This is a genomic window from Staphylococcus carnosus (assembly GCF_900458435.1).
GTDB classification, from domain to species: Bacteria; Bacillota; Bacilli; order Staphylococcales; family Staphylococcaceae; genus Staphylococcus; species Staphylococcus carnosus.
The window spans coordinates 1,166,990-1,188,958 of sequence record NZ_UHCT01000001.1 but is presented as its reverse complement, the minus strand read 5'-3'; the positions used below and the strand labels follow the sequence as shown (position 1 = coordinate 1,188,958).

Below are 21,969 nucleotides of genomic sequence, written 5' to 3'. Positions count from 1 at the left end.
TTATTGTTTCACTAATTCTATTTCTTCTTGTGTGAGTTCTCTATAGGAACCTTTAGGAAGATTAGAATCCAGTTTGAGTTTTCCAATTTGAACCCGCTTTAAATTCAGTACCTCATTATCGATGGCATGAAACATCCTTTTTACTTGATGGTAACGACCTTCTCGAATTGAAACAAATGCTACTTTTTCATTCTCTGTACGCTCCAATTGTGCTGGTTTAGTTTTACCATCAGATAATTCAACACCTTCAGCAAATTGCTTAATATCATCATCTGTGATTGGATTTTTTGCTTCCACACGATAAATTTTAGAAACATGTTTATTCGGGCTCATGATGTCATGATTAAATTGACCATCGTTGGTTAACAATATCAACCCTTCAGTATCTTTGTCTAGTCTTCCGACTGGGAAAATTTTCATGTGCTGAAAGTCTTTAATCAAACTCACGATGGTAGATTGTTCTTCATCTTCCGTAGCAGAAATATAACCTGCTGGTTTATTCAACATAATATAAACTTTATCCACATACTCTATCAAGTTGCCATCCACTGTGATTTCATCAGTATCGGGATTAATATGCGCTTTACTCTGCTTTTCATTTTTCCCGTTCACTTGAACTTTATTTTTCTTTAATAACTGTTTCACTTCACTGCGTGTGCCAACACCCATGTTAGCTAAATATTTATCAAGCCGCATTATGAAATTCTTAACTTTCTACGAATTTTACCAGGCAAATCACCTAAGAATTGATCAGCTAATCTTGTTTTCAATGTGATACCTCCATAGATAACTACACCTACAATGACACCTGCTAAGAGAATAATTAAACTGCCGATTTTTGATTGCGGTGAAATAAATAATTGCAATAACCAAAATGTTAATTCAACACCAATCATCATAATGAAACCATAGATGAATATTTTAGCGAATTGAATAAATGTTTCTGTAAAAGTGAACTTAGCGTATTTTTTCAGTATGATAAAGTTGCAAATATTAGCAAACAACAGTGCAATTGCAGTACTTAAAATTGCCCCCGCTGTATGGAATGCTACAATTAACGGAATATTTAATACTGCTTTTAAAACAACAGCTGCAACAATCACAAATACTGTCAATTTTTGTTTATCAATACCTTGCAACATAGAAGCCGTAATACTTAATAACGAAATTAAGATAGCGACTGGTGCATAATAAAATAACAACATGCTGCCATCGCCATTGTAACTATAGAACACTGTATACAACGGTGATGAAAGTGCCATAATTCCTAAACTTGCTGGTACTGTAATAAACATCAGCACACCAAGTGATGTACGAATTTGTCTATGCATCTCATGTAATTGGCCAGATTCATATGTCTTTGTAATATATGGAATCAAACTAATGGCAAAACCTGCTGCTAATGATGTTGGAATCATTACAATTTTATTCGTTGTCATATTAAGAATTGTAAAGAAATAATCATGAAGTTGTTGTGGTACTCCTGCAATATCTAATGCGTTATTATGTGTTAATTGGTCTACGATGTTAAATAATGGGAAGTTCAAACTCACGATGACAAACGGAATACTGTATGAAATGATTTCTTTATACATTTGTGTATAAGGTACATCAATCCCAGTATGATCTGAAGCAGTCATTTCATCAATAAATGGTTTTCTTTTTCGCCAATAATACCAAAGGGTTAAGATACCCGCAATTGCACCGATTGCAGCGGCGAACGTTGCGACACCATTGGCTAATAAAACAGAACCATGGAAGACATTTAAAACGAGATAGCTTCCAACTAAAATAAAGATAATACGTGCAATTTGTTCTGTAACTTCCGAAACCGCTGTTGGTCCCATTGATTTATAACCTTGAAACACTCCGCGCCATGTTGCGAGCAATGGGATAAAAATAACTACCATACTGATAATTCTAATAATCCAAGTGATGTCGGCAACAGTCCAACCGCCTTTAACATTAGATTCATGTGCTAATGTTAAAGTAGCAATCATTGGTGATAAGGCATATAGAATAATAAAACCTAACACACCTGTAATACTCATCACTATAAAACTTGAGCGATATAATTTCTGACTGACGTGATACGCGCCTAATGCATTGTACTTGGCAACATATTTAGAAGCGGCTAATGGTACACCAGCTGTTGCCACTGCAATTGCGATATTATAAGGCGCATATGCATAGTTGAATGGGGCCAAATTCTCTTCACCGCCTATAATTGCATAGAACGGTATAATAAAGAGCACACCAAGTATTTTGGTAATCAATATACTCAGTGTAAGTAGAAAGGTCCCTCTTACTAGTTCTTGACTTTCATTCATGACACTCTTCCTATCTGATATTAAGATTTAATTTTATTTTACCACCAACATTTGTTGGCAACTACTTTTTTTCATATGTATTATAGCCTAAAATAGCCTTAACAGAAATGAAAATTCAAAGAATTAAACAACAGTTTTGACTATGCCATAATATAACAGTAAAGTAAATCATTTATACATTCGAAAACTTACGTTAACGCATTTTCATTATAAAAATCAAATTTAAAGGAGGCAAAATACACATATCCAACTGTTTTATGCAGATTGTGTATTATCTAAATATGTATCAAACAATTGTAATCGGCGGTGGTCCTAGTGGTTTGATGTCTGCTGCTGCGGCCAGTCAACATTCAGACAAAGTATTATTAATAGAAAAGAAAAAAGGACTTGGCAGAAAACTGAAAATTTCTGGCGGTGGTCGTTGTAACGTTACAAATCGTCTGCCCTATGATGAAATTATTCGCCATATACCTGGGAATGGCAAATTCCTCTACAGCCCCTTTTCAGTCTTTGATAATGAATCCATTATTGAATTTTTTGAATCACGTGGTGTTCAATTAAAAGAAGAAGATCATGGCCGAATGTTCCCTGTGTCTAACCGTGCTCAAGATGTAGTCGATGCACTGATAAATGAGTTATCAACCAATAACGTAGAAGTGTTAGAAGAAACCGCAATCAAAACTATCAAAAAGTCAGATGATCACTTCATAATTATCGATGCTGAAGGCAATGAATACACTTCTAAAACAGTCGTAATTGCCACAGGCGGTACAAGCGTACCTCAAACTGGCTCAACTGGAGACGGTTATAAATTCGCAAAAGAATTGGGACATACAATAACAGAACTTTTTCCAACCGAAGTACCTATTACATCTAAAGAACCATTTATTATCAGAAAAACTTTAAAAGGATTAAGCCTTAAAGATGTATCTTTATCTGTATTACGGAAAAACGGAAAACCGCGCATTACGCATCGTATGGACATGCTCTTTACACATTTTGGCGTAAGCGGACCTGGTGCACTTAGATGCAGTCAGTTTGTTTATAAAGAACAAAAGTCTCAGAAAAAGCAAGAAATACAAATGAAGCTAGACGTCTTCCCAGATGAAAAAGAAAATGAATTGCAAAACAGAATTAAAAAGCAAATACACGAAACACCTGATAAATATATCAAAAACAGTTTGCGAGGAATGATTGAAGAACGTTATCTCAATTTCATTTTAGAACAAGCAGGAATCGAAGAAGAAACAACAGGACATCATATCTCAAATCAACAAATTGCAGAAATCGCACATCTGTTTAAATCATTTACCTTTACAGTTAACGGGACTTTGTCGATTGAAAAAGCATTTGTAACAGGCGGCGGTGTCTCCATAAAAGAAATAGAACCTCATACAATGATGTCTAAAAAAACCTCTGGATTATTTTTATGTGGTGAAGTTTTAGATATCCACGGCTATACTGGTGGATATAATATCACTAGTGCATTAGTTACAGGACGTGTTTCTGGAATGAATGCTGGTATCTATCAAAATTAAAAATCAATATAAAAATGAGCCGGGCCAGTTGATAACTGACTCGGCTCAAATTTTAATTAAATACTATCTATTTCTAGACCTTCGTCTCCCCATGCTTTCATGCCGCCTTCGACATTCACTGCATGCACTTCAGGTTTATGTTGATTCAAATATTCAACTATTCTGCCGCTTCTTACACCTGCAGCACAAATAAAGTAATACGTATCGTGATCATTAAAGTCATCTAAATGTTCTGGAATTTGATCCATAGGAATTGTAGTGGCATTCGGAATAATGCCAGTAGCAGTTTCCTCATCTGTTCTTACATCCACAACATGTACCGGTGAATGATCTAATATTTTCTTTTTTAATTCATCCGTAGTAATAGATTCCATTTTTATTTCCCCTTCCTTAATTATTTTGCAACAATATTGACTAATTTTTGAGGAACGGCAATCACTTTCTTAATGTCTTTATCCCCAATATCTAATTTAACATTTTCATTTGTCAATGCAATGTCTTCCATTTGTTCTTTTGATGCATCTTTAGGGATAAATGCTTTTGCTCTTACTTTACCGTTAACTTGAATTACGATTTCTACTTCATCATCTACAAGGAAGGCTTCATCATAATCAGGCCATGGTTGGTATGTGATTGTTTCATCATGACCAAGTTTTGACCATAACTCTTCACCTAAGTGAGGTGCAATCGGTGCTAACATTTTTACAAATCCTTCAACGTAAGGTTTGTACAATTGCTCTGCTTTATAACTTTCATTGATGAACACCATTAATTGACTGATAGCTGTATTAAAGTTAAGCGTTTCAAAGTCTTCTGTCACTTTTTTAACAGTTTGGTTATAAACTTTTTGCAATGATTTATCATCAGTGTCTACAACTTTCGATGTTAATGAACCATCTTCATTAATAAGCAATCTCCATACGCGATCTAAGAAACGACGAGAACCATCTAATCCTTTTTCACTCCAAGCAATCGCTGCATCAAGCGGTCCCATAAACATTTCATATAATCTTAAAGTATCTGCACCATGTGAACGCACGATATCATCAGGGTTAACGACATTACCGCGAGATTTACTCATTTTTTCATTACCTTCACCCAAAATCATACCTTGGTTGAATAATTTTTGGAATGGTTCTTTAGTAGGTACAACGCCCATATCATAAAGCACTTTATGCCAAAATCTAGCATATAACAAGTGAAGTACAGCGTGTTCCACACCACCGATATATAAATCCACCGGCAACCAATGTTTTAATTTTTCAGGGTCAGCCAACATTTCTTCATTATGCGGGTCGATATAACGCAAGTAATACCAGCAACTTCCAGCCCATTGCGGCATTGTATTTGTTTCACGGCGCCCTTTCATACCTGTTTCAGGATCTACAACATTCACAAATTCATCGATGTTTGCTAAAGGAGATTCTCCTGTTCCAGATGGTTCAATTGAATCAGTCTCAGGAAGCAATAAAGGCAATTCATCTGTCGGTACAGTTGTCATTGTTCCATCTTCCCAGTGAATGATAGGAATTGGTTCGCCCCAATAACGTTGACGGCTGAATAACCAATCACGCAATTTATAATTCACTTTTTTCTCTCCGGCACCTTTTTCTTCAAGTAATTGAATTGCACGTTTAATGGCTTCTTCGTTGTTTAATCCATCTAAGTCACCTGAATTAATATGAGGACCGTCGCCTGTATAAGCTTCTTTTGAAACATCTCCGCCTTCAATAACTTCTTTAATAGGCAAATCAAATTTTTGAGCAAATTCATAATCACGTTCGTCATGAGCAGGAACAGCCATTACAGCTCCCGTACCATATGAAGACAATACATAATCAGCAATCCAAATCGGTAATCTTTCACCAGATAATGGATTAATTGCATAAGCACCTGTGAATACACCAGATTTATCTTTTGCTAAATCAGTTCTTTCTAAATCTGATTTCATGGAAGCTTCTTTTTGATATGCTTTGACTTCTTCTTGGTGTTCTGGTGTTGTAATTTCATTTACAAGTTCATGTTCCGGACTCAATACCGCAAATGAAGCTCCGTAAATTGTATCCGGTCTTGTAGTAAATACTTCGATTTTTTCAGGACGACCTTCAATTTCAAAAGCAACTTTTGCCCCTTCTGAACGACCAATCCAGTTACGTTGCATATCTTTGATGGATTCTGGCCAATCTAAATCATCTAAATCTTCTAATAAACGATCAGCATACTCTGTAATTTTCAGTACCCATTGACGCATTGGTCTGCGGTATACAGGATATCCGCCACGTTCAGAAACACCATCAACAACTTCTTCATTTGATAGAACTGCTTTCAATTCTGGACACCAGTTAACTGCAACTTCATCTACATAAGCCAAACCTTTATTATATAACTGGATAAAAATCCATTGAGTCCATTTATAATAATCCGGATCTGTTGTATTGACTTCACGATCCCAATCATAACTGAATCCTAATTCTTGAATTTGACGTTTAAACGTTTGAATATTTTGGTTCGTAAATTCACGAGGATTATTTCCTGTATTCAATGCATATTGCTCTGCAGGCAGACCAAATGCATCCCATCCCATTGGATGTAATACATTGTATCCTTGCATACGTTTATAACGAGAAATAATATCTGTTGCTGTATACCCCTCTGGATGTCCAACATGCAATCCAGCACCTGAAGGATATGGGAACATGTCTAAAGCATAAAATTTCTTTTGGCCAAGATTATCATTTGTTTTGAATGTTTTATGATCTGCCCAATAATCTTGCCATTTCTTTTCAATTTCTTGATGATTAAAACTCACTTTGCTTCCTCCTAATCAATAAAAAATACAACCCAAACCATTATGATTTTGTCTTATGAAGGACGACATTTGCCGCGGTACCACCTTCATTCGTATTTCTACGCACCTCATCCATAATAGCTCGAGCTGTATTATTCATAAATTTATTCGTTGGTAAGTTCATTTAAACGACTCATCTAGTTCGCACCGACCACTAGCTCTCTTCATGAGTTTTTTAAACTACTACTCCATATACATCTATTACTATATTTTATTCTCACTTTAAATGCAAGCTCTTAACGTTATCGATTATGGCAATGCAATTAATATATTAAACGATATTAAGCGGTTTTAAGTAATATTATTTTTAAAACATTCAGGATTTACTCTGTACGTTTTGATCACTTTAACAACTTTGTTTTTAACTAAAGCCATAATGAATATGACATTCGGTTTTTAATAGAAAAAAACGTGCGTTCTTTCTGTATAAGAAACACACGTTAATTTTAATTATTTTAATTATTCAGCTCTTTTTTGTCTAAGTTTTTATCATAAATCATTAAGAAGAATATTGAAATTGCTAACAGTCCCATCATCGATAAAAACATTACCTGCATATTAAATGTATCTACCAACACACCGCCAATTAACGGACCGAAGGCTTTACCAACAGTTGAAGCTGAGTTGACAATACCTTGGTACGAACCTTGACGACCTTCTGGTGCGAGTTGATTTGCAATTGTCGGTACAGCGGGCCATACGAACATTTCACCTAATGTGAGAATAATCATACCGACCATAAATATTGAAAATTGTTCTGCAAAACTTGTGATAAAGAAAGATAAAATAAATACAAAAATACCAACAAGCATCTGCATTTTTAAGTTTCCTTTTAAAAGGCGTATAACTGGATATATTAAAGGTTGTGCTACCAAAATCATGATACCATTTACAGTCCAAAGCAAACTATATTGGCTCATAGAAATTTTTAATTCTTGAGTGAATGAAGCAATCGTACTTTCCCATTGGATGTATGCAATCCAGCAAATTGCGAACATGACACAAAGTAGCAAAAGCGCTATAAATCGTTTACGATACTTTTTAGCAGCCCACTCATTTGTATCTGGTATTTTCACTTTACCTTTATACTTAATATTGAATTGTGTGACTGCAACAATAAAGAATGAAACATACATTAACAAATTGGCGATAAAGATGTAATTAAAACTGAGTTCTGCTACGAAGCCGCCCATTGCTGCACCGAATGCAACGCCTAAATTTTGAGCTAAATAAATAGCGTTGAATGTTTGACGTCCTCCATTGGGCCAAACTACTCCAGCCATTGCATATATTGCAGGAATAATTATTCCCCCGCCGAATCCGAGCATTACTAGCCATACAGCATACCAAGGCCATCCATGAAAAAAGTTAAGTAATGTCGTAGCACATAAACATATAACTGTCCCTAACATGATAGTTCTAAAACCGCCTAGTTTATCGAATAATGTTCCGCCTAATAAGTTTCCAACTACCATCCCAAGCGAATTCACCATCAAAACTATTCCGGCTGTAGTCAAACTTTTATCTAATTCTTGACTCATATAAATTGTATTTAAAGGCCACAAAAAACTTGCCCCTGTGATATTAATTGCCATACCTATTACAAGCCACCATACTTCTTTAGGCATGTTCATCTGCAACACCCGCTTTCTGTCTATTTTTAGAATATATGTGACATATTTTTTATTAAAAAATCAAAGAAAATTTCCGTATACACTCGATTGAAGTGCAACGAAAATTTCTAAGTAAACCAATTAAGTTAAATGTGATTTTTTGCAACTAGTAAATAATACTACACTTGCAAGAGTTATTAAACCCTTTTATCTTAATCTCTTCAAACATAACTACTGAAATTATGGTAAAATCTTAAAATGGATTAATTTATAGAAAGGAAAATGTCATATGGGTAATTATTTTACGTATGCATTTGAAGATAAACGTTACCATACATGGAATTACCATTTAAAAAATAAATTTGGTCGCAAAATTTTTAAAGTTGCATTAGATGGCGGTTTTGACTGCCCAAACCGTGACGGTACAGTTGCTCACGGAGGTTGTACATTTTGTTCTGCAGCAGGAAGCGGAGATTTTGCCGGTAACCGTGCAGATCCAATTGACGTACAATTTAAAGAAATCAAAGAAAAAATGCATGAAAAATGGCACGATGGACAATATATTGCTTATTTCCAAGCTTTCACAAATACACATGCACCTGTCGAGGTGCTAAAAGAGAAATTCGAACCTGTTTTAAAAGAACCTGGTGTTGTTGGTTTATCAATTGGTACACGTCCTGATTGCTTGCCAGATGATGTAGTCGAATATTTAGCTGATTTAAATAAACGTACGTATTTATGGGTTGAACTTGGTTTACAAACAGTACATCAAGAAACATCTGACTTAATTAATCGCGCTCACGATATGCAAACATATTATGATGGAGTAGCTAAATTGAGAAAGTATAATATTAATGTATGCTCTCATATTATCAATGGTTTGCCAGGTGAAGACTACGATATGATGATGGAAACAGCAAAAACAGTAGCGCAAATGGATGTACAAGGTTTAAAAATCCATTTACTTCATTTATTAAAAGGAACACCAATGGTAAAACAATACGAAAAAGGTATGCTTGAATTTATGACACAAGAAGAATATGTCAGTCTTGTATGTGATCAATTAGAAGTAATACCACCTGAAATGATTATCCACCGTATTACTGGAGATGGTCCTATTGATTTAATGGTAGGCCCAATGTGGAGTGTTAATAAATGGGAAGTTCTTAACGCAATCGATGCAGAACTTGCAAGACGCCATTCTGCTCAAGGTCAACATTTCAAGAAAAAGCAGGAAGTAAAATAACCAAATGAAAGTAGAACGCATATTACCTTTTGCTAAGTCACTTATCTTATCGCATATTAATGAAAGCAGTACAGTAATAGATGCAACATGCGGAAATGGACACGACACATTATTTTTAGCTGAACACGTTCCAAATGGAAAAGTTTATGGCTTTGATATTCAAGAAGAAGCCATTAAAGCTGCACAGTTAAAAGTCAGAGACCTCAACAACACTATTTTAATTCATGATGGGCATGAAAATATTGAACAATACATTGAATCTAATGACTATCCTGTCGATGCCGCTATCTTTAATTTAGGCTATTTACCTAAAGGCGATAAACACATTGTCACAGAAGCCGATACTACTATCACAGCCATAGAAAACATTTTCAAAATGCTTTCACCTGAAGGAATTATTGTTCTCGTTATCTATCCAGGACATCCTGAAGGGAAAATTGAGAGTGAGACAGTATATCAGTATCTTAAAAATTTCGATCAACAAAAAGCACATATATTACAATATGGTTTTATTAATCAACGTAATAACCCGCCTTATATTTGTGCCATTGAAAAAAGATAAAAAACAACAGAGCAAAACGTCCGCAAAAATTAAAAATCTGCGGACGTTTTGCTAATTGTTAATTATTGAAATAATTTATCTACACTTTTTGTAATGTCTTTTAAAACTTCAACTGAGTGATTGAACTCTTTAGTTTCTTTTTCATTTAATGATGTTTCATAAATTTTCACTGCACCTGCACGGTTAACAAGTGTCGGAACACCAATATAAACATCTTCGTTACCATATTCACCTTCTAAATAACTAGACACAGTCAATACAAGATTTTGATTTCGTAAAATTGCTTTAGAAATGTGAAGCAGTCCCATTGCAATACCATAATATGTTGCACCTTTAGCTTGAATGATATCATACGCTGCATCACGTGTATTTAAGAAAATTTCTTCAATACGTTTTTCTTTTTCAGGATTACTTTTTAAAATATCGTATAGATTTTGTCCAGCAATGCTTGTTTGTGACCAAACCGCTAATTCAGAATCACCATGTTCACCAATAATACTTGCATTAACACTTTCAGGTGCAATGCCGAATTCTGCACCTAATTCATATTTGAAGCGTGCTGTATCTAAAATAGTACCAGAACCAATAACGCGTTCTTTAGGTAAACCAGAAACTTTTTTAGTAACATAAGTTAATACATCAACTGGGTTTGCTGCAATTAAGAAAATACCATCAAATCCGCTATCCATAATTTGACCAACAATTGATTTGAAAATTTTAGTGTTTTTTTCAACTAAATCAAGTCGTGTTTCACCTGGTTTTTGGGGAGCACCAGCTGTAATTACAACTAAATCCGCATCTGAACAATCTTCATATGATCCTGCTTTAATGATAGATGGCGATTCACCGTAAGGCATTCCATGATTTAAATCAAGCACATCACCTTTTACTTTATCTACGGCAATATCAACAATGACAAATTCATCAGCTACACCTTGTGCTACCATAGCAAAAGCATAACTTGAACCTACAGCACCATCGCCCACTAATACTACTTTATTCGCTTTTATATTTTTCATATTACTTACCCTTCCTTTTTCGAAAATCACTTTCCTTATATGATTTATTTCACATAATAAAGATACCAGTTTCTATAATGAAAATCAATCTTTTTTATTCAAACTGAGTATATTGATTTTTTTAATTTTTCATTTAGAAAAAACATTAAAAAAACCAGCAACACATTTGAAAAAGTTGCTGGTTACTCCATTTTAAATTTCGATTTGATCATCAACATCATTCGGTATAAACCCTAAGGCATTCACCTTATTATTTAAATAACTTAAAATATATCGCATGACTAAAGGTCGCTCTGGTTCATTATGAATTTCATGGTATAAGCCATCCCAAGCTTTAAAATAAAGTTCATCAGATTTAACACGATTTTTAATTTCTAAAATAGCTTCAGTTTCAACTATTTTGTCATCTTTACCGTACATTAAGCACATTGGAATGCTTTGAATATCTTCCAAATGCTCCATTGTTTTTTTCATCACATTAACAACTTCTTTATACCAATGATAAGAAACTTTTTTCAACATCAATCCATCTTGTTTTGTTTCTTCTATAACTTCTTCATTTCGAGTTAAATGTTCAGGCTCAATACCTAAATTAAAACGCATATCTTTAACACCTGCGCCCACATTTGAAGTAAGCATGTTTTTGCGTGTTTTATTATTTTTTTGAAAAGCTGCAAGTGGAGATAAAAGAATAATGCCTTCAATTGGCAATTCTGTTCTTTCAAGTAAATTTAATGTAATTAAGCCACCTAAACCTACACCCATTAAAAATGTAGGCAACTTATATTCACTAGCAATTCTTAACCATTCCAGGATATGTTCGTGATAGACTTCAAAGTTGTCAATTTGACCTTTATTAGAACGTGATGTTTGTCCCTGCCCTGGCAAATCACCCATAATCACATGATAACCATTTCGTCTTAAAGAAGTAATGACATAAGCATATCTCCCAGTATGTTCTAATAAATTATGAGCAATAACAATAACTCCTTTTGCTTCACTTTCTGTTTCCCACTTCCACATATCAACGACTACCCTTCTACTATTAATATTTAAATCTATTGTATCAAAATAAAGTCAATAAAATCTATTTTGAACCTAGTTCTCTTCTTTTAAAATAAGTATTATTTAAATCATATGATGAAAAATTAATCTAACATTGTTTACTGTTTTTGTAATATTTTGATAAATGGTGTATTTTTATATATTGTTAACGTTTTCATACATTATTGAAACATGATACACTAATTCCAATATAGTTGTATGGGAGGAATTACTATGTCACTTGTCAAAGATTTTTTTATCGGATTATCTAATAATACATTTTTAAACAATTCAGCTAAGAAATACGGGCCAGTGCTTGGGGCGAGCAAAGTTGTAGTTGGCAACTCATTAGATGATCTTATCAAAACAATCCGCGAACTAAACGATAAGGGAATTACAGTGACTGTTGACTGTCTTGGTGAATTCGTTGGTACAGAAGAAGAAAGTTTAATTGAAAAAAATATTATCTTAAAAGTTTTGCAGGCCATGCACGACAATGATGTCAAAGCTCATCTATCTATTAAAATCAGTCAGTTGGGCGCTGAATTTGATTTAGATTTAGCAGAAAAAAATCTCAGAGAAATTGTTGCTAAAGCAAAAGAATTAGATAATAGACATGTAAATATTGATACAGAAAAATTTGCCGGTCTTGATGATATCTTACATGTGTTAGATGACATTTCAAAAGATTATGATAATGTTGGCACTGTAATCCAAGCATATCTTTACACAGCTACTGATATGGTCGAAAAATATCCTCATATTCGATTAAGACTTGTTAAAGGTGCCTATAAAGAAAATGCATCTATTGCTTACCAAAATAAAGAGGATATTGATGCAAATTACATTTCTTTAATCGAAAAAAGACTGAAAAATGCGAAGAATTTTACATCTATCGCAACTCACGATGACAAAATTATTGATCACGTGAAAAAATTTGTTGAGGAAAACAATATCAGCAGAGATGATTTTGAATTCCAAATGCTATTTGGTTTCCGTACAGACCTCGCTTATGCAATTGCAGATGATAATTACAACTTCTGCATTTATGTACCATTCGGCGATGATTGGTTTGGCTACTTTATGAGACGATTAGCAGAACGTCCTCAAAACTTGAATTTAGCAGTCAAAGAATTTGTTAAACCTAAATCACTTGCAATAACAGCTGGTGCAATCGCAGCAGTTATAGGAGTGACTTCAGCAGCTACTGCTTTAATTAAAAAAAGATAAATAAAAATAAAAAGGAAGAAACCAAGTTATCAAAACTCTGTGTTTCTTCCTTTTTTAAAGTTATAAACTTAAATTGATTTCAGCAAGTTTGCCATTTCTATTGCAGCCATCGCAGCTTCTGCCCCTTTATTTCCTGCTTTAGTACCTGCACGTTCAACTGCTTGTTCTATTGTTTCAGTTGTAAGCACACCGAAAATAACTGGTAATCCAGTTGTATCACTGACTTTTGATACACCTTTTGCAACTTCATTACAAACATAATCATAATGAGATGTTGCACCACGAATGACACAACCAAGTGTAATCACTGCATCATATTTTCCAGTTTCAGCAAGTTTTTTAGCAGCTAAAGGAATTTCAAATGCACCAGGTACAAAGGCTACATCGATTTTTTCACTTTCTACTTCGTGTCTAACAAGTACATCTTTAGCACCGTCTAATAAACGTCCTGTAATAAAGTCATTAAATCTTGATACTACAATTCCTATTTTTAAATCTTGTCCTAATAATTTTCCTTCAAAGTTCATTGTCTATTCCTCCATTTTTTCATATATAGTACTTAAAGCATATGACCCATTTTTTCTTTTTTAGTTTGCATATAATCATGGTTATGTTCACATTCTGGAACAATTAATTCAATTCTATCTGCGACCTCAATACCATAGTGCTGCATACCTTTGAATTTTTCTGGATTATTACTTAATAAATTGATTTTCTCGATACCAAAATGTTTTAGTATTTCAGCAGCATGATAATAATCACGTAAATCTTCATCAAAGCCGAGCGCAAGATTTGCTGTTACAGTATCATAACCTTGCTCAATCAATTCGTAAGCTTTCAACTTATTAATCAATCCGATACCTCGGCCTTCTTGAGGTAAATAAATAATCATGCCATCATTTTCATCTATATATTTCATAGATGCTTCTAATTGTGCACCGCAATCACATCTTTGACTATGGAAGATGTCGCCTGTCAGACATGAAGAATGAATGCGGACATTTTCTACTTTTTTAATATCGCCTTTAACAATCGCAACAATTTCTTCATGTGAATAGTCAGATTCAAAACCATACATATCAAAAGTGCCGAAATCAGTCGGTAACTGCACTTTCGCTTTAGCGTGCATATGTTGTTCATGTGTTCTGCGGTAATGAACCAATTCTTCAATGGTAATCATTTTTAAATTGTGTTTTTCTTTAAAACTTTGTAATTGCTCACCTTTAGCCATTGTTCCATCTTCATTCATGATTTCGCAAATCAATCCAGCAAGTTTGGCACCTGTCATACTCGCTAAATCAACAGCTGCTTCAGTATGTCCGTTTCTCACTAAAACACCGCCTGTTCTTGCGATAAGCGGAAAAAGATGACCAGGACGATTAAAATCTTCTGGCTGAGCTTCATCAGAAATAAGTGCTTTTGCTGTTAACATTCTTTCATTTGCACTGATTCCTGTCGTTGTATCAATATGATCAACACTTTCAGTAAAAGCAGTACCGAATGCATCACTATTATCTTTAACCATCGGCGTTAAATTTAATTTTTTAGCTAGTGAAGGTGCTAAAGGCGCACAAATAAGTCCTCGCCCTTCTTGAGCCATGAAATTCACAGTATTATCATCCATAAATTCCGTCACAGCTATCAAATCGCCTTCGTTTTCACGATCTTCATTATCTACTACAATGACACTGTTGCCTTTTCTTAATTCTTCAACAGCTGCTTCTATACTATCGAACATCATATCCATTCACTCCTCTTAAAATCCGAACTGACTCAATTTTTCTCTCGTTAATCCAGATTCATCTTTTGAAATTGCCTTTTGTACATATTTAAATAACATATCCGCTTCTAAATGCACTTTGTCTCCAATTTTTTTCGTACTTAGAATTGTTGCGCGTTTCGTTTCAGGTATTAAATGAATGTCAAATTGACCCTCGCCTAATCTAAAAATAGTTAAACTCACGCCATCAACAGTAATAGAACCTTGTTGGACCATTTGATTCGTTAAATCAGAAGTACATTGTATGGTTACAATATTAGAATTTGCTGAAGGTTGAATCCGCTTAATTGTACCTACTTCATCAACATGACCCAGTACAAAATGACCGCCAAAACGTCCTTGACTTGGCATTGCGCGTTCTAAATTCACTTCACTGCCTTTGCGCAGTTCAGAAAGATATGTTTTATTTTCAGTTCCTTTGATGACTTGAACATCAAATGTTTTGTCAGTAAAAGAAATTACAGTTAAGCAAGCGCCATTTACACTGATAGAATCACCGATATGGATATCTTTTAAAATATCATCGCATTCAATTGTCAGATTCATGACATTTTGCTTTGAAGAAGTTTGAACAACTGTACCTACTTCTTCTACAATGCCAGTAAACATATTAAATCACTTCTTTCTTAGTGAAACTTTAATATTTTGATCGATGATTTCAGAATTGGCAATTTCAAATTGAGGAATTTTATCCAAAGAAAGTACTTCTTCTGTTTGATAGAATTGGTATTTCCCTGAACCTCCAATAACTTTCGGGGCGTAGTAAATAATAAGTGTTTGGACACACTCTGATTGGAGAAATTGTGAAGATACATTCGGTCCGGCTTCTACATAAAGTGAACCGATACCTTTATTATATAAATCACGTAAGATATTATGAACAGAACATTCTTCTAATTGAATAATATTGATATTATCAAGATGTTCTTTATTTTGTACTGCATTATTTTCTGTATACAACCAAACTGGCGTTAATTGATCATGAAAAATATTTTCTTGAAAGCTTAAACTGCCGCTTTTATCCAAGATCACTCGGATAGGTTGGCGTTCGCCTTCTATTCGGACTGTTAAACTCGGGTTATCTGCTTCAACTGTTCCTGCTCCAGTCAATATCGCATCATGGCGTGCACGATTTTTCAGAACGTCTTGCTTTACACCTGGATTAGTAATCCATTGACTCTGACCAGAATCTGTCGCCTGCTTACCATCCAAACTCACACTTACCTTTAATGTAACTTCTGGAATTTTAGAAACTTTAGCAGCAAAGAAATCTTTATACATCTTTTCCGCTTCAACTTCATGTTGATATACCACTTCAATGCCAGCTGATTTTAGAATTTCATCACCTGGTGAATCTAATGTGATATCCTTCATTGCGTACACTACTTTTGATATTCCAGCTTCAATAATCTTATTAACACAAGGCGGTGTGGATCCATAATGTGTACAAGGTTCTAATGAAACATAAATAGTGCCTCCGCGTGCTTGATCTCCTGCCATATCTAAAGCTTGAACTTCAGCATGTCGTTCACCCTGTTTCAAATGTGCACCGAGTCCGACAATTCGACCATGATTAACAACCACAGAACCTACAGCAGGATTTACACCTGTTTGTCCTTCAGCCATTTTTGCCAGTTGTATTGCATTTTCTAAAAATCGATTCAAACAATCACCTCATTAAAAAACCCGCTGCCAAATAAAATTGGGCAACGGGAAAGAATTTATGATGATTTATTAATATTAAAAGGTAATTCGATAAAATTGCGTACTTAAATAAGCCGAATCAAATTAAACCTCATATATAATATTAATAAATGAGTTTCATATTTAATGACGTCTTCATTCTTTCTCCCATCCAGACTATACTGTCGGCTCTAGATTCTCACTAGATCAGCCATGTTCTCTAAAGAACACAGGTCGCAGGCTTAATTTACTGCCGGTTGGGAATTTCACCCTGCCCCGAAAGAATTTTTATGAAATTGTTTCTGAATCAATTTGAGTTATATATAATCTAAACTCATGTTTTAATCATATCTCAAAATAATCATTCTTACAATAATAAAAACTTACTCACCTATTTTCTTGGTGAAATGCATAAAGGCTTTCTACAGCTTGAACTGATTGACGTACAATCATATTGACACCATTTCGCGCTTGATTTATACCATTAGTAATTTGGCCAATCGCAATCAAATGCGGCAATGTTCCATGCCTTGGGCTAATGACTTGGTTCGTTTCTGGAACGATTTGAATACCGCCCATAGGATGTGCTTGCACAATTTGACGATTTGCAATGTCTACTATAAATGCATCATCATCATCCAAATCTTTTAATTGTGTTTTTGGTCCAGTAGCATTGATAACCACGTTATAATAATCGGGTTCACCTTGATCTGGGTATTCAAATACATATTCTTCATTTTCATATCGAACATCTTCTAAACCTTTTTTAACTACAACATGTCCGATTTCAATTTCTTCTATCAACAGTCGTGCCGTTCTAGGCGGCATCGGATTAGAATTAGCTTTTAAAATTGGCATATATTTTTTCATAAAGGCTTCTTGGTCTTGTAAACTCAAGCTATTCCATATCCAATTCATATTTTCTTTTATGGTTTCAAGCAAACTTTGGAAAACTCCTAAAATCTCAGGGTGTGCTAAATCATATTTCAAGTCTTTAATAGGATCTCCAACTTTTCTGTGAATTAATGCTTCTAACGGAATATCATATGTTTCGCATTCCTTTTCGAACAGTCGAATCATAGATTCTAATGGAACTACTCCAAAATGCGAACGTAAGATTTTATCGAAATTCTCTTTCGTAATATGTTTGAGGGTAATATCAATCATATTTCCGCGTACACTCGGAAATTCACCATGCCGACTTGTTGCAGTGATTGGCAAGTTAGGATGATGTTTTACGACATATCGAATGACATCTAAACTTGATAACCCAGTTCCAATAATTGCGATATTATCTGTATCTTTAACATCGTTTAAAGTTTCGTATGTAGGATAAGGTGACTTAATATATCCTTTTAAGCCTTTTAAATGATATGGGTCATGATAAGCCATTGTACCTACTGTTAAAAATACATAATCATATTGCCTGCATGCTTCTTGCTGATGATTTGTACATACGAAGTATTGTATTTTGGCATCTTTTTCAAAACCTTGTTCAAGGTACATCTCAGTCGCTTTTTCAGTAATTAAGTGAATATTATCATATTCTTGATCAAACTTTTCTAAATAACTTTTCATATAGTGGCCAAAAACAAATCTTGGCAGATATGTAGCATTATCAAATTTGAATTGATTTTGATTTTCATACCATTTGAAAAATTCAGCAGCATCATTAAAATTCAACGACATATCCTTACTCGGTAAATTAATTAATAACTGTGAACTGTCATTTTGAAATGGTACACCTTGCCCCATATTTTGAGGATCATCGTACACATCGATGTCTAGTTCTTTAAAATACGAATGGGATTCTAATTGACGCAAAATACTTACTCCGGCCGTCCCCATTCCAATAATCGCGACACGCATAATAATACCTCCTCTATTCGATTCAACATATTACTCTCTCGTATTACTTCCTATTATGCAACAAAAATAAATAAAGCGAAACAATTAAAACTGTTTTGTTTTAATTGTTTCGCTTTAATAATTATAATCATCTATTGTTATTGATGTTGTTTATCATCTTTATAGACAAACAATTTATAATACTTACCTTCAGTATTAATTTTCTTATAAAAATCTGCAATTAAAGATGCATTACTTTCTGCCCATTTAATATCAGTAGCATATTGATGTTCTCCAGGATTTTTCGGATTCCATCTCATACTGTAAAGGGTATTTTGATCTGGATTAGATAAGAAATGGGAATGAATAAAATCAGCACCGCCATCGATTGCTTTTTCAGGCGTATCCCAGTTATGTTTTTTCGCATACTCTGCACCAGTTTTGATTGGATCTTTATCTAATGCGCCGACACCATAGAAATTATAATATTTCTTACCATCTATTTCGACACCCTTTGATAAATCACTCTTAACTGCACCTGTTTCTAATATAGCATGTGAAATTAAATATACTTCATTAACATGACGCTTTTTAGCTGCTTTTATAAAATCATCCGTGTGTGCAAGCAATGTCGGACGGTCAGCTAACATACGTTTAATACGGTTTTTATCAATACCTTGATATTTTGATAAATCTAAGAACTGATATCTTTGAACTTTATTATTAATAAAGTTTTTACTATCCATCGCCTTTTTGATTTCTGTACCCGTAGCGTCATGCCATATATTATTTTTGTCTGATACTTGCTGGCTTGTATAGTTGTCAATTTGCTTTTTAGCTGCTTTATCAAGTGTGACATTTAAATGTTCAACAGTTTCAACTTTCTTTACATGTTTAAACAAAATCTGATCAGATATCATTGAAAAGAATATCCAGCCAGCTGCAGCTAAAATTACAAGTAACCCTATAATCGAAATAATAGAGCCCTTCTTGTGTTTCGTCATAATTACACCTCTTAGGTCAAGTTGAATTATTAAATTATAAATTTTGTTATTATATTTTATCGCTCTATTAAGTATAAAATATTTCAAACTCTCCACCAATTATCTTATCATATCTTAGCTGATGTCATGGCTTTGAAGTCAGAATGTAATATTGTTGTATTCTCTGCCTAATATTTTGATATTTTCAGTAACATTTTGATGGAATTTCTCAACAAAAAATTAAAATAACCTGTTTCGCACAGCTTATTACTGTCGTAAACAGGTTACATTTTATTCTTTATTATTTAAGCCGTATCAACAAATTAAGATTTATTGCAACTTATTCTGGACGTTTATAGTCCATCATAATAAAGCTTGCTGCTTCAGACTTATTTTTATAATAGTAACGATTTAAATCAATAGTGCCTTCAATTGTACCATCGCGATACATCATTTCATTAGTCATATTATTTATCATTACAAAATCCGAGCAATCTTTAATCATATCTAACTCGTCGTGACGTGCAAAAAAGTGTTCTAAGTTCAAATGTGCGTAATCCATAGAATCCTCCCGTCTTTTTAAATGTTGCTGAATTTCAATAATTAGTTAATTTTTAGGTTGAATCATTATAAATTTTTTATTTCTGTCCTTCTATTTAACACCTATTTTACATATTAAGCAAATGAAAGTCATTAATGAATCATTTAAGATGATTATAACCAGAAATAGTCAGATATTTACATTTCTATATGAGGTAACATCGGTGAATATTGAATATCAAATCAATCATCATAAAAGGATTATATTTTCACTCTTGCGTAAATATAACATCCGTTATGATACAGATGAATATGCTCAGTTACTTACAATCAAAATGTGGAATTTGATTCGTCAATTTGACACGTCCATACATGATAGCATGAGTCGTTATTTATTTCAAAGACTTCATTTTTATCTAGTAGATATCTTCAGAAAAAAGAGTCGACAGCTTAATACATGTACATTAGAGACTACGCTAAATGAAACAAAAAGGTGTCCCATGATTTCACAGACTTCATTCCCATTAATTGTTAATGACTATTATCATCTACTCAATGAACAAGAACGCATATGGCTTAATTTAAAACTCTATGGTTATAAGCAATTTGAGATACAACAATTAATGAACAAATCAGCAACTACAATACGAAAATATCAAAATTGCGTACGTAGTAAATTAGAACCGCTTCGCACTTTTATCAAAGGGGTTTCCTTCATGCATGACACAAAAACGCATCCTATCATTTTGTATATGGCCAATTATCCCCATCAATGTTTTCAAGTAGAATGTGTGTACAACATCTTTAGAAAGTTGACGAAAAATTCAATCAAACACTATTTGAACTTACTGGCACGCATGTATCCATTGCCGAAAAATGTAGTTTCAACAGAATTAAAACAAGTATTGAACATACGTAAGCACTTACCCATTGTGATTAATGATGCAACCATTTTATTTCCAATCAAACACAAACGTGCTCAAATGCAATATTTTATAAATGGCATGCAAATCACGGGTATAAAAAAAGAAAATCAGCAAACACGGCTGATTTTTACTAATGGTAAGCATCTTGTTATCAAAGCACCCTATAATTTTATCCATCGCAAGTGGTTAGAATGTATTTTCCTGCATCACTTTATTTTTATCGGACATGATTAAAACGATATTCTAATAACTTTTTTGTGAAAAATGCGGTAACTTTTCTAATAAAGTAACAAGAAATAACAATTGCTGCTATTGCACCTAACATGATAATTACAAGTTGTGTTGTTGATAAATGCGTTTGCGGATCAATAAAGTAATTGACCACATTCAGACTTGTTAACAATCCAAAAAGAAATAGTCCGAGTAACAAAGCATTAGAAAGTAACATACCAACCACCATTATAAATAAGAAATTCATACCATGTGTTTTATCAGAAAAAACACGCTGCTTTAAAAATACGTTTGAAAATTTAACAGGTTGGTTCAATATTTTAGAATTTGCTTGGTTATTTTGTGCTTCTGTTAAAAATTGATTTAATTTTATTTTTTCTTTTTTATTCAAAAACCAAAGACGCTTTTTCACTTTGGTTTCGAATACTTCTCTTTTCATACACTTATACACCTGCCCTTGATTTACATTAAAAAAGAGGCGGAAATAGCTTAAGACAATCAGACTTAATGACTATTTCTGCCTCTATTTTAATATATTCTGTATTATA

Annotated in this window: 20 protein-coding genes and 1 riboswitch; of the genes, 5 read left to right on the top strand and 15 right to left on the bottom strand. The window is 33.7% G+C overall.

Translation table 11 applies throughout. From position 1 onward, the window contains the following. Both DYE31_RS05740 and DYE31_RS05735 read right to left on the bottom strand, forming a co-directional pair. Complete coding sequence (locus DYE31_RS05740; protein ID WP_046099167.1) at positions 1-696, bottom strand: pseudouridine synthase; 696 nt, start codon at positions 694-696, stop codon at positions 1-3. Next, on the bottom strand, positions 696-2,330 hold the full coding sequence (locus tag DYE31_RS05735) for a putative polysaccharide biosynthesis protein (RefSeq protein WP_015900605.1): 1,635 nt from the start codon (positions 2,328-2,330) through the stop codon (positions 696-698). Before DYE31_RS05735 ends, DYE31_RS05740 begins: the two co-directional genes overlap by 1 nt. Positions 2,331-2,611: 281 nt before the next feature. Between DYE31_RS05735 and DYE31_RS05730 the strand changes: the two genes are divergently transcribed. Further along, the gene (locus tag DYE31_RS05730) at positions 2,612-3,868 is read left to right on the top strand and encodes a BaiN/RdsA family NAD(P)/FAD-dependent oxidoreductase (RefSeq protein WP_065866053.1); all 1,257 of its coding nucleotides are present in this window, start codon (positions 2,612-2,614) and stop codon (positions 3,866-3,868) included. Positions 3,869-3,924: 56 nt separating this feature from the next. Here DYE31_RS05730 and DYE31_RS05725 read toward each other — a convergent pair whose 3' ends face one another. The 3 genes from DYE31_RS05725 to DYE31_RS05715 form a co-directional block, all read right to left on the bottom strand. Further along, a complete protein-coding gene (locus DYE31_RS05725) occupies positions 3,925-4,242 on the bottom strand; it encodes a rhodanese-like domain-containing protein (RefSeq protein ID WP_015900607.1) in 318 nt (105 codons plus the stop codon). 20 nt (positions 4,243-4,262) lie between these two features. Then, positions 4,263-6,677: a leucine--tRNA ligase gene (gene leuS, locus DYE31_RS05720; protein ID WP_065865389.1), complete on the bottom strand. Its 2,415-nt coding sequence runs from the start codon at positions 6,675-6,677 to the stop codon at positions 4,263-4,265. A 494-nt stretch (positions 6,678-7,171) separates the two neighbouring features. Beyond that, positions 7,172-8,350, bottom strand: coding sequence for an MDR family MFS transporter (locus tag DYE31_RS05715; protein WP_015900610.1), 1,179 nt, complete (start codon positions 8,348-8,350; stop codon positions 7,172-7,174). A 268-nt stretch (positions 8,351-8,618) separates the two neighbouring features. Between DYE31_RS05715 and mnmL the strand changes: the two genes are divergently transcribed. Together mnmL and mnmM are read left to right on the top strand one after the other, a co-directional pair. Further along, on the top strand, positions 8,619-9,575 hold the full coding sequence (mnmL, locus tag DYE31_RS05710) for a tRNA modification radical SAM protein MnmL/YtqA (protein WP_015900611.1): 957 nt from the start codon (positions 8,619-8,621) through the stop codon (positions 9,573-9,575). Positions 9,576-9,579: 4 nt separating this feature from the next. After that, the gene (gene mnmM, locus DYE31_RS05705; RefSeq protein ID WP_015900612.1) at positions 9,580-10,137 is read left to right on the top strand and encodes a tRNA 5-(aminomethyl)-2-thiouridylate-methyltransferase MnmM; all 558 of its coding nucleotides are present in this window, start codon (positions 9,580-9,582) and stop codon (positions 10,135-10,137) included. Between the two features lie 62 nt (positions 10,138-10,199). On the opposite strand, the gene DYE31_RS05700 is transcribed toward mnmM, so the two are convergent. Both DYE31_RS05700 and DYE31_RS05695 read right to left on the bottom strand, forming a co-directional pair. Next, on the bottom strand, positions 10,200-11,156 hold the full coding sequence (locus DYE31_RS05700; protein ID WP_015900613.1) for an L-lactate dehydrogenase: 957 nt from the start codon (positions 11,154-11,156) through the stop codon (positions 10,200-10,202). Positions 11,157-11,348: 192 nt separating this feature from the next. Then, a complete protein-coding gene (locus DYE31_RS05695) occupies positions 11,349-12,179 on the bottom strand; it encodes an alpha/beta fold hydrolase (RefSeq protein ID WP_015900614.1) in 831 nt (276 codons plus the stop codon). Between the two features lie 255 nt (positions 12,180-12,434). Here DYE31_RS05695 and DYE31_RS05690 point away from each other — a divergent pair, with 255 nt between their 5' ends. After that, positions 12,435-13,430: a proline dehydrogenase family protein gene (locus tag DYE31_RS05690; RefSeq protein ID WP_015900615.1), complete on the top strand. Its 996-nt coding sequence runs from the start codon at positions 12,435-12,437 to the stop codon at positions 13,428-13,430. A gap of 68 nt (positions 13,431-13,498) precedes the next feature. Here DYE31_RS05690 and ribH read toward each other — a convergent pair whose 3' ends face one another. The 7 genes from ribH to DYE31_RS05655 form a co-directional block, all read right to left on the bottom strand. Further along, positions 13,499-13,957 carry a 6,7-dimethyl-8-ribityllumazine synthase gene (ribH, locus tag DYE31_RS05685; RefSeq protein WP_015900616.1) on the bottom strand — a complete coding sequence of 153 codons (459 nt, stop codon included), beginning with the start codon at positions 13,955-13,957 and terminating at the stop codon, positions 13,499-13,501. A 32-nt stretch (positions 13,958-13,989) separates the two neighbouring features. Beyond that, positions 13,990-15,171 (bottom strand): bifunctional 3,4-dihydroxy-2-butanone-4-phosphate synthase/GTP cyclohydrolase II, encoded by a 1,182-nt coding sequence (locus DYE31_RS05680; RefSeq protein WP_041613118.1) that lies wholly within the window; start codon positions 15,169-15,171, stop codon positions 13,990-13,992. 15 nt (positions 15,172-15,186) lie between these two features. Beyond that, the gene (locus DYE31_RS05675) at positions 15,187-15,819 is read right to left on the bottom strand and encodes a riboflavin synthase (RefSeq protein WP_015900618.1); all 633 of its coding nucleotides are present in this window, start codon (positions 15,817-15,819) and stop codon (positions 15,187-15,189) included. A gap of 6 nt (positions 15,820-15,825) precedes the next feature. Next, positions 15,826-16,875, bottom strand: coding sequence for a bifunctional diaminohydroxyphosphoribosylaminopyrimidine deaminase/5-amino-6-(5-phosphoribosylamino)uracil reductase RibD (ribD, locus tag DYE31_RS05670; RefSeq protein WP_015900619.1), 1,050 nt, complete (start codon positions 16,873-16,875; stop codon positions 15,826-15,828). Positions 16,876-17,049: 174 nt separating this feature from the next. Then, a riboswitch (FMN riboswitch) is annotated at positions 17,050-17,181 on the bottom strand. A 99-nt stretch (positions 17,182-17,280) separates the two neighbouring features. Further along, on the bottom strand, positions 17,281-18,762 hold the full coding sequence (locus tag DYE31_RS05665; RefSeq protein WP_015900620.1) for an FAD/NAD(P)-binding protein: 1,482 nt from the start codon (positions 18,760-18,762) through the stop codon (positions 17,281-17,283). Positions 18,763-18,899: 137 nt separating this feature from the next. Next, complete coding sequence (gene sagB, locus DYE31_RS05660) at positions 18,900-19,745, bottom strand: peptidoglycan release complex glucosaminidase SagB (protein ID WP_015900621.1); 846 nt, start codon at positions 19,743-19,745, stop codon at positions 18,900-18,902. A gap of 319 nt (positions 19,746-20,064) precedes the next feature. Then, entirely contained in the window at positions 20,065-20,286 is a 222-nt protein-coding gene (locus DYE31_RS05655) for a hypothetical protein (RefSeq protein ID WP_015900622.1), read from the bottom strand. A 202-nt stretch (positions 20,287-20,488) separates the two neighbouring features. Here DYE31_RS05655 and DYE31_RS05650 point away from each other — a divergent pair, with 202 nt between their 5' ends. Continuing rightward, the gene (locus tag DYE31_RS05650; protein ID WP_015900623.1) at positions 20,489-21,424 is read left to right on the top strand and encodes a sigma-70 family RNA polymerase sigma factor; all 936 of its coding nucleotides are present in this window, start codon (positions 20,489-20,491) and stop codon (positions 21,422-21,424) included. On the opposite strand, the gene DYE31_RS05645 is transcribed toward DYE31_RS05650, so the two are convergent. Beyond that, positions 21,408-21,860 (bottom strand): hypothetical protein, encoded by a 453-nt coding sequence (locus DYE31_RS05645; RefSeq protein ID WP_015900624.1) that lies wholly within the window; start codon positions 21,858-21,860, stop codon positions 21,408-21,410. The genes DYE31_RS05650 and DYE31_RS05645 overlap by 17 nt on opposite strands. Positions 21,861-21,969 lie beyond the last annotated feature (109 nt).

Bases quoted from the DNA above. Each gene is read 5' to 3' on its own strand.
- DYE31_RS05665 (WP_015900620.1), bottom strand. From the start codon at position 18,762: ATGCGTGTCGCGATTATTGGAATGGGGACGGCCGGAGTAAGTATTTTG.
- DYE31_RS05655 (WP_015900622.1), bottom strand. From the start codon at position 20,286: ATGGATTACGCACATTTGAACTTAGAACACTTTTTTGCACGTCACGAC.
- DYE31_RS05690 (WP_015900615.1), top strand. From the start codon at position 12,435: ATGTCACTTGTCAAAGATTTTTTTATCGGATTATCTAATAATACATTT.
- sagB (WP_015900621.1), bottom strand. From the start codon at position 19,745: ATGACGAAACACAAGAAGGGCTCTATTATTTCGATTATAGGGTTACTT.
- DYE31_RS05695 (WP_015900614.1), bottom strand. From the start codon at position 12,179: ATGTGGAAGTGGGAAACAGAAAGTGAAGCAAAAGGAGTTATTGTTATT.
- ribH (WP_015900616.1), bottom strand. From the start codon at position 13,957: ATGAACTTTGAAGGAAAATTATTAGGACAAGATTTAAAAATAGGAATT.
- DYE31_RS05740 (WP_046099167.1), bottom strand. From the start codon at position 696: ATGCGGCTTGATAAATATTTAGCTAACATGGGTGTTGGCACACGCAGT.
- DYE31_RS05715 (WP_015900610.1), bottom strand. From the start codon at position 8,350: ATGAACATGCCTAAAGAAGTATGGTGGCTTGTAATAGGTATGGCAATT.
- DYE31_RS05680 (WP_041613118.1), bottom strand. From the start codon at position 15,171: ATGATGTTCGATAGTATAGAAGCAGCTGTTGAAGAATTAAGAAAAGGC.
- DYE31_RS05700 (WP_015900613.1), bottom strand. From the start codon at position 11,156: ATGAAAAATATAAAAGCGAATAAAGTAGTATTAGTGGGCGATGGTGCT.
- DYE31_RS05730 (WP_065866053.1), top strand. From the start codon at position 2,612: ATGTATCAAACAATTGTAATCGGCGGTGGTCCTAGTGGTTTGATGTCT.
- DYE31_RS05645 (WP_015900624.1), bottom strand. From the start codon at position 21,860: ATGAAAAGAGAAGTATTCGAAACCAAAGTGAAAAAGCGTCTTTGGTTT.
- DYE31_RS05725 (WP_015900607.1), bottom strand. From the start codon at position 4,242: ATGGAATCTATTACTACGGATGAATTAAAAAAGAAAATATTAGATCAT.
- DYE31_RS05675 (WP_015900618.1), bottom strand. From the start codon at position 15,819: ATGTTTACTGGCATTGTAGAAGAAGTAGGTACAGTTGTTCAAACTTCT.
- mnmL (WP_015900611.1), top strand. From the start codon at position 8,619: ATGGGTAATTATTTTACGTATGCATTTGAAGATAAACGTTACCATACA.
- mnmM (WP_015900612.1), top strand. From the start codon at position 9,580: ATGAAAGTAGAACGCATATTACCTTTTGCTAAGTCACTTATCTTATCG.
- DYE31_RS05735 (WP_015900605.1), bottom strand. From the start codon at position 2,330: ATGAATGAAAGTCAAGAACTAGTAAGAGGGACCTTTCTACTTACACTG.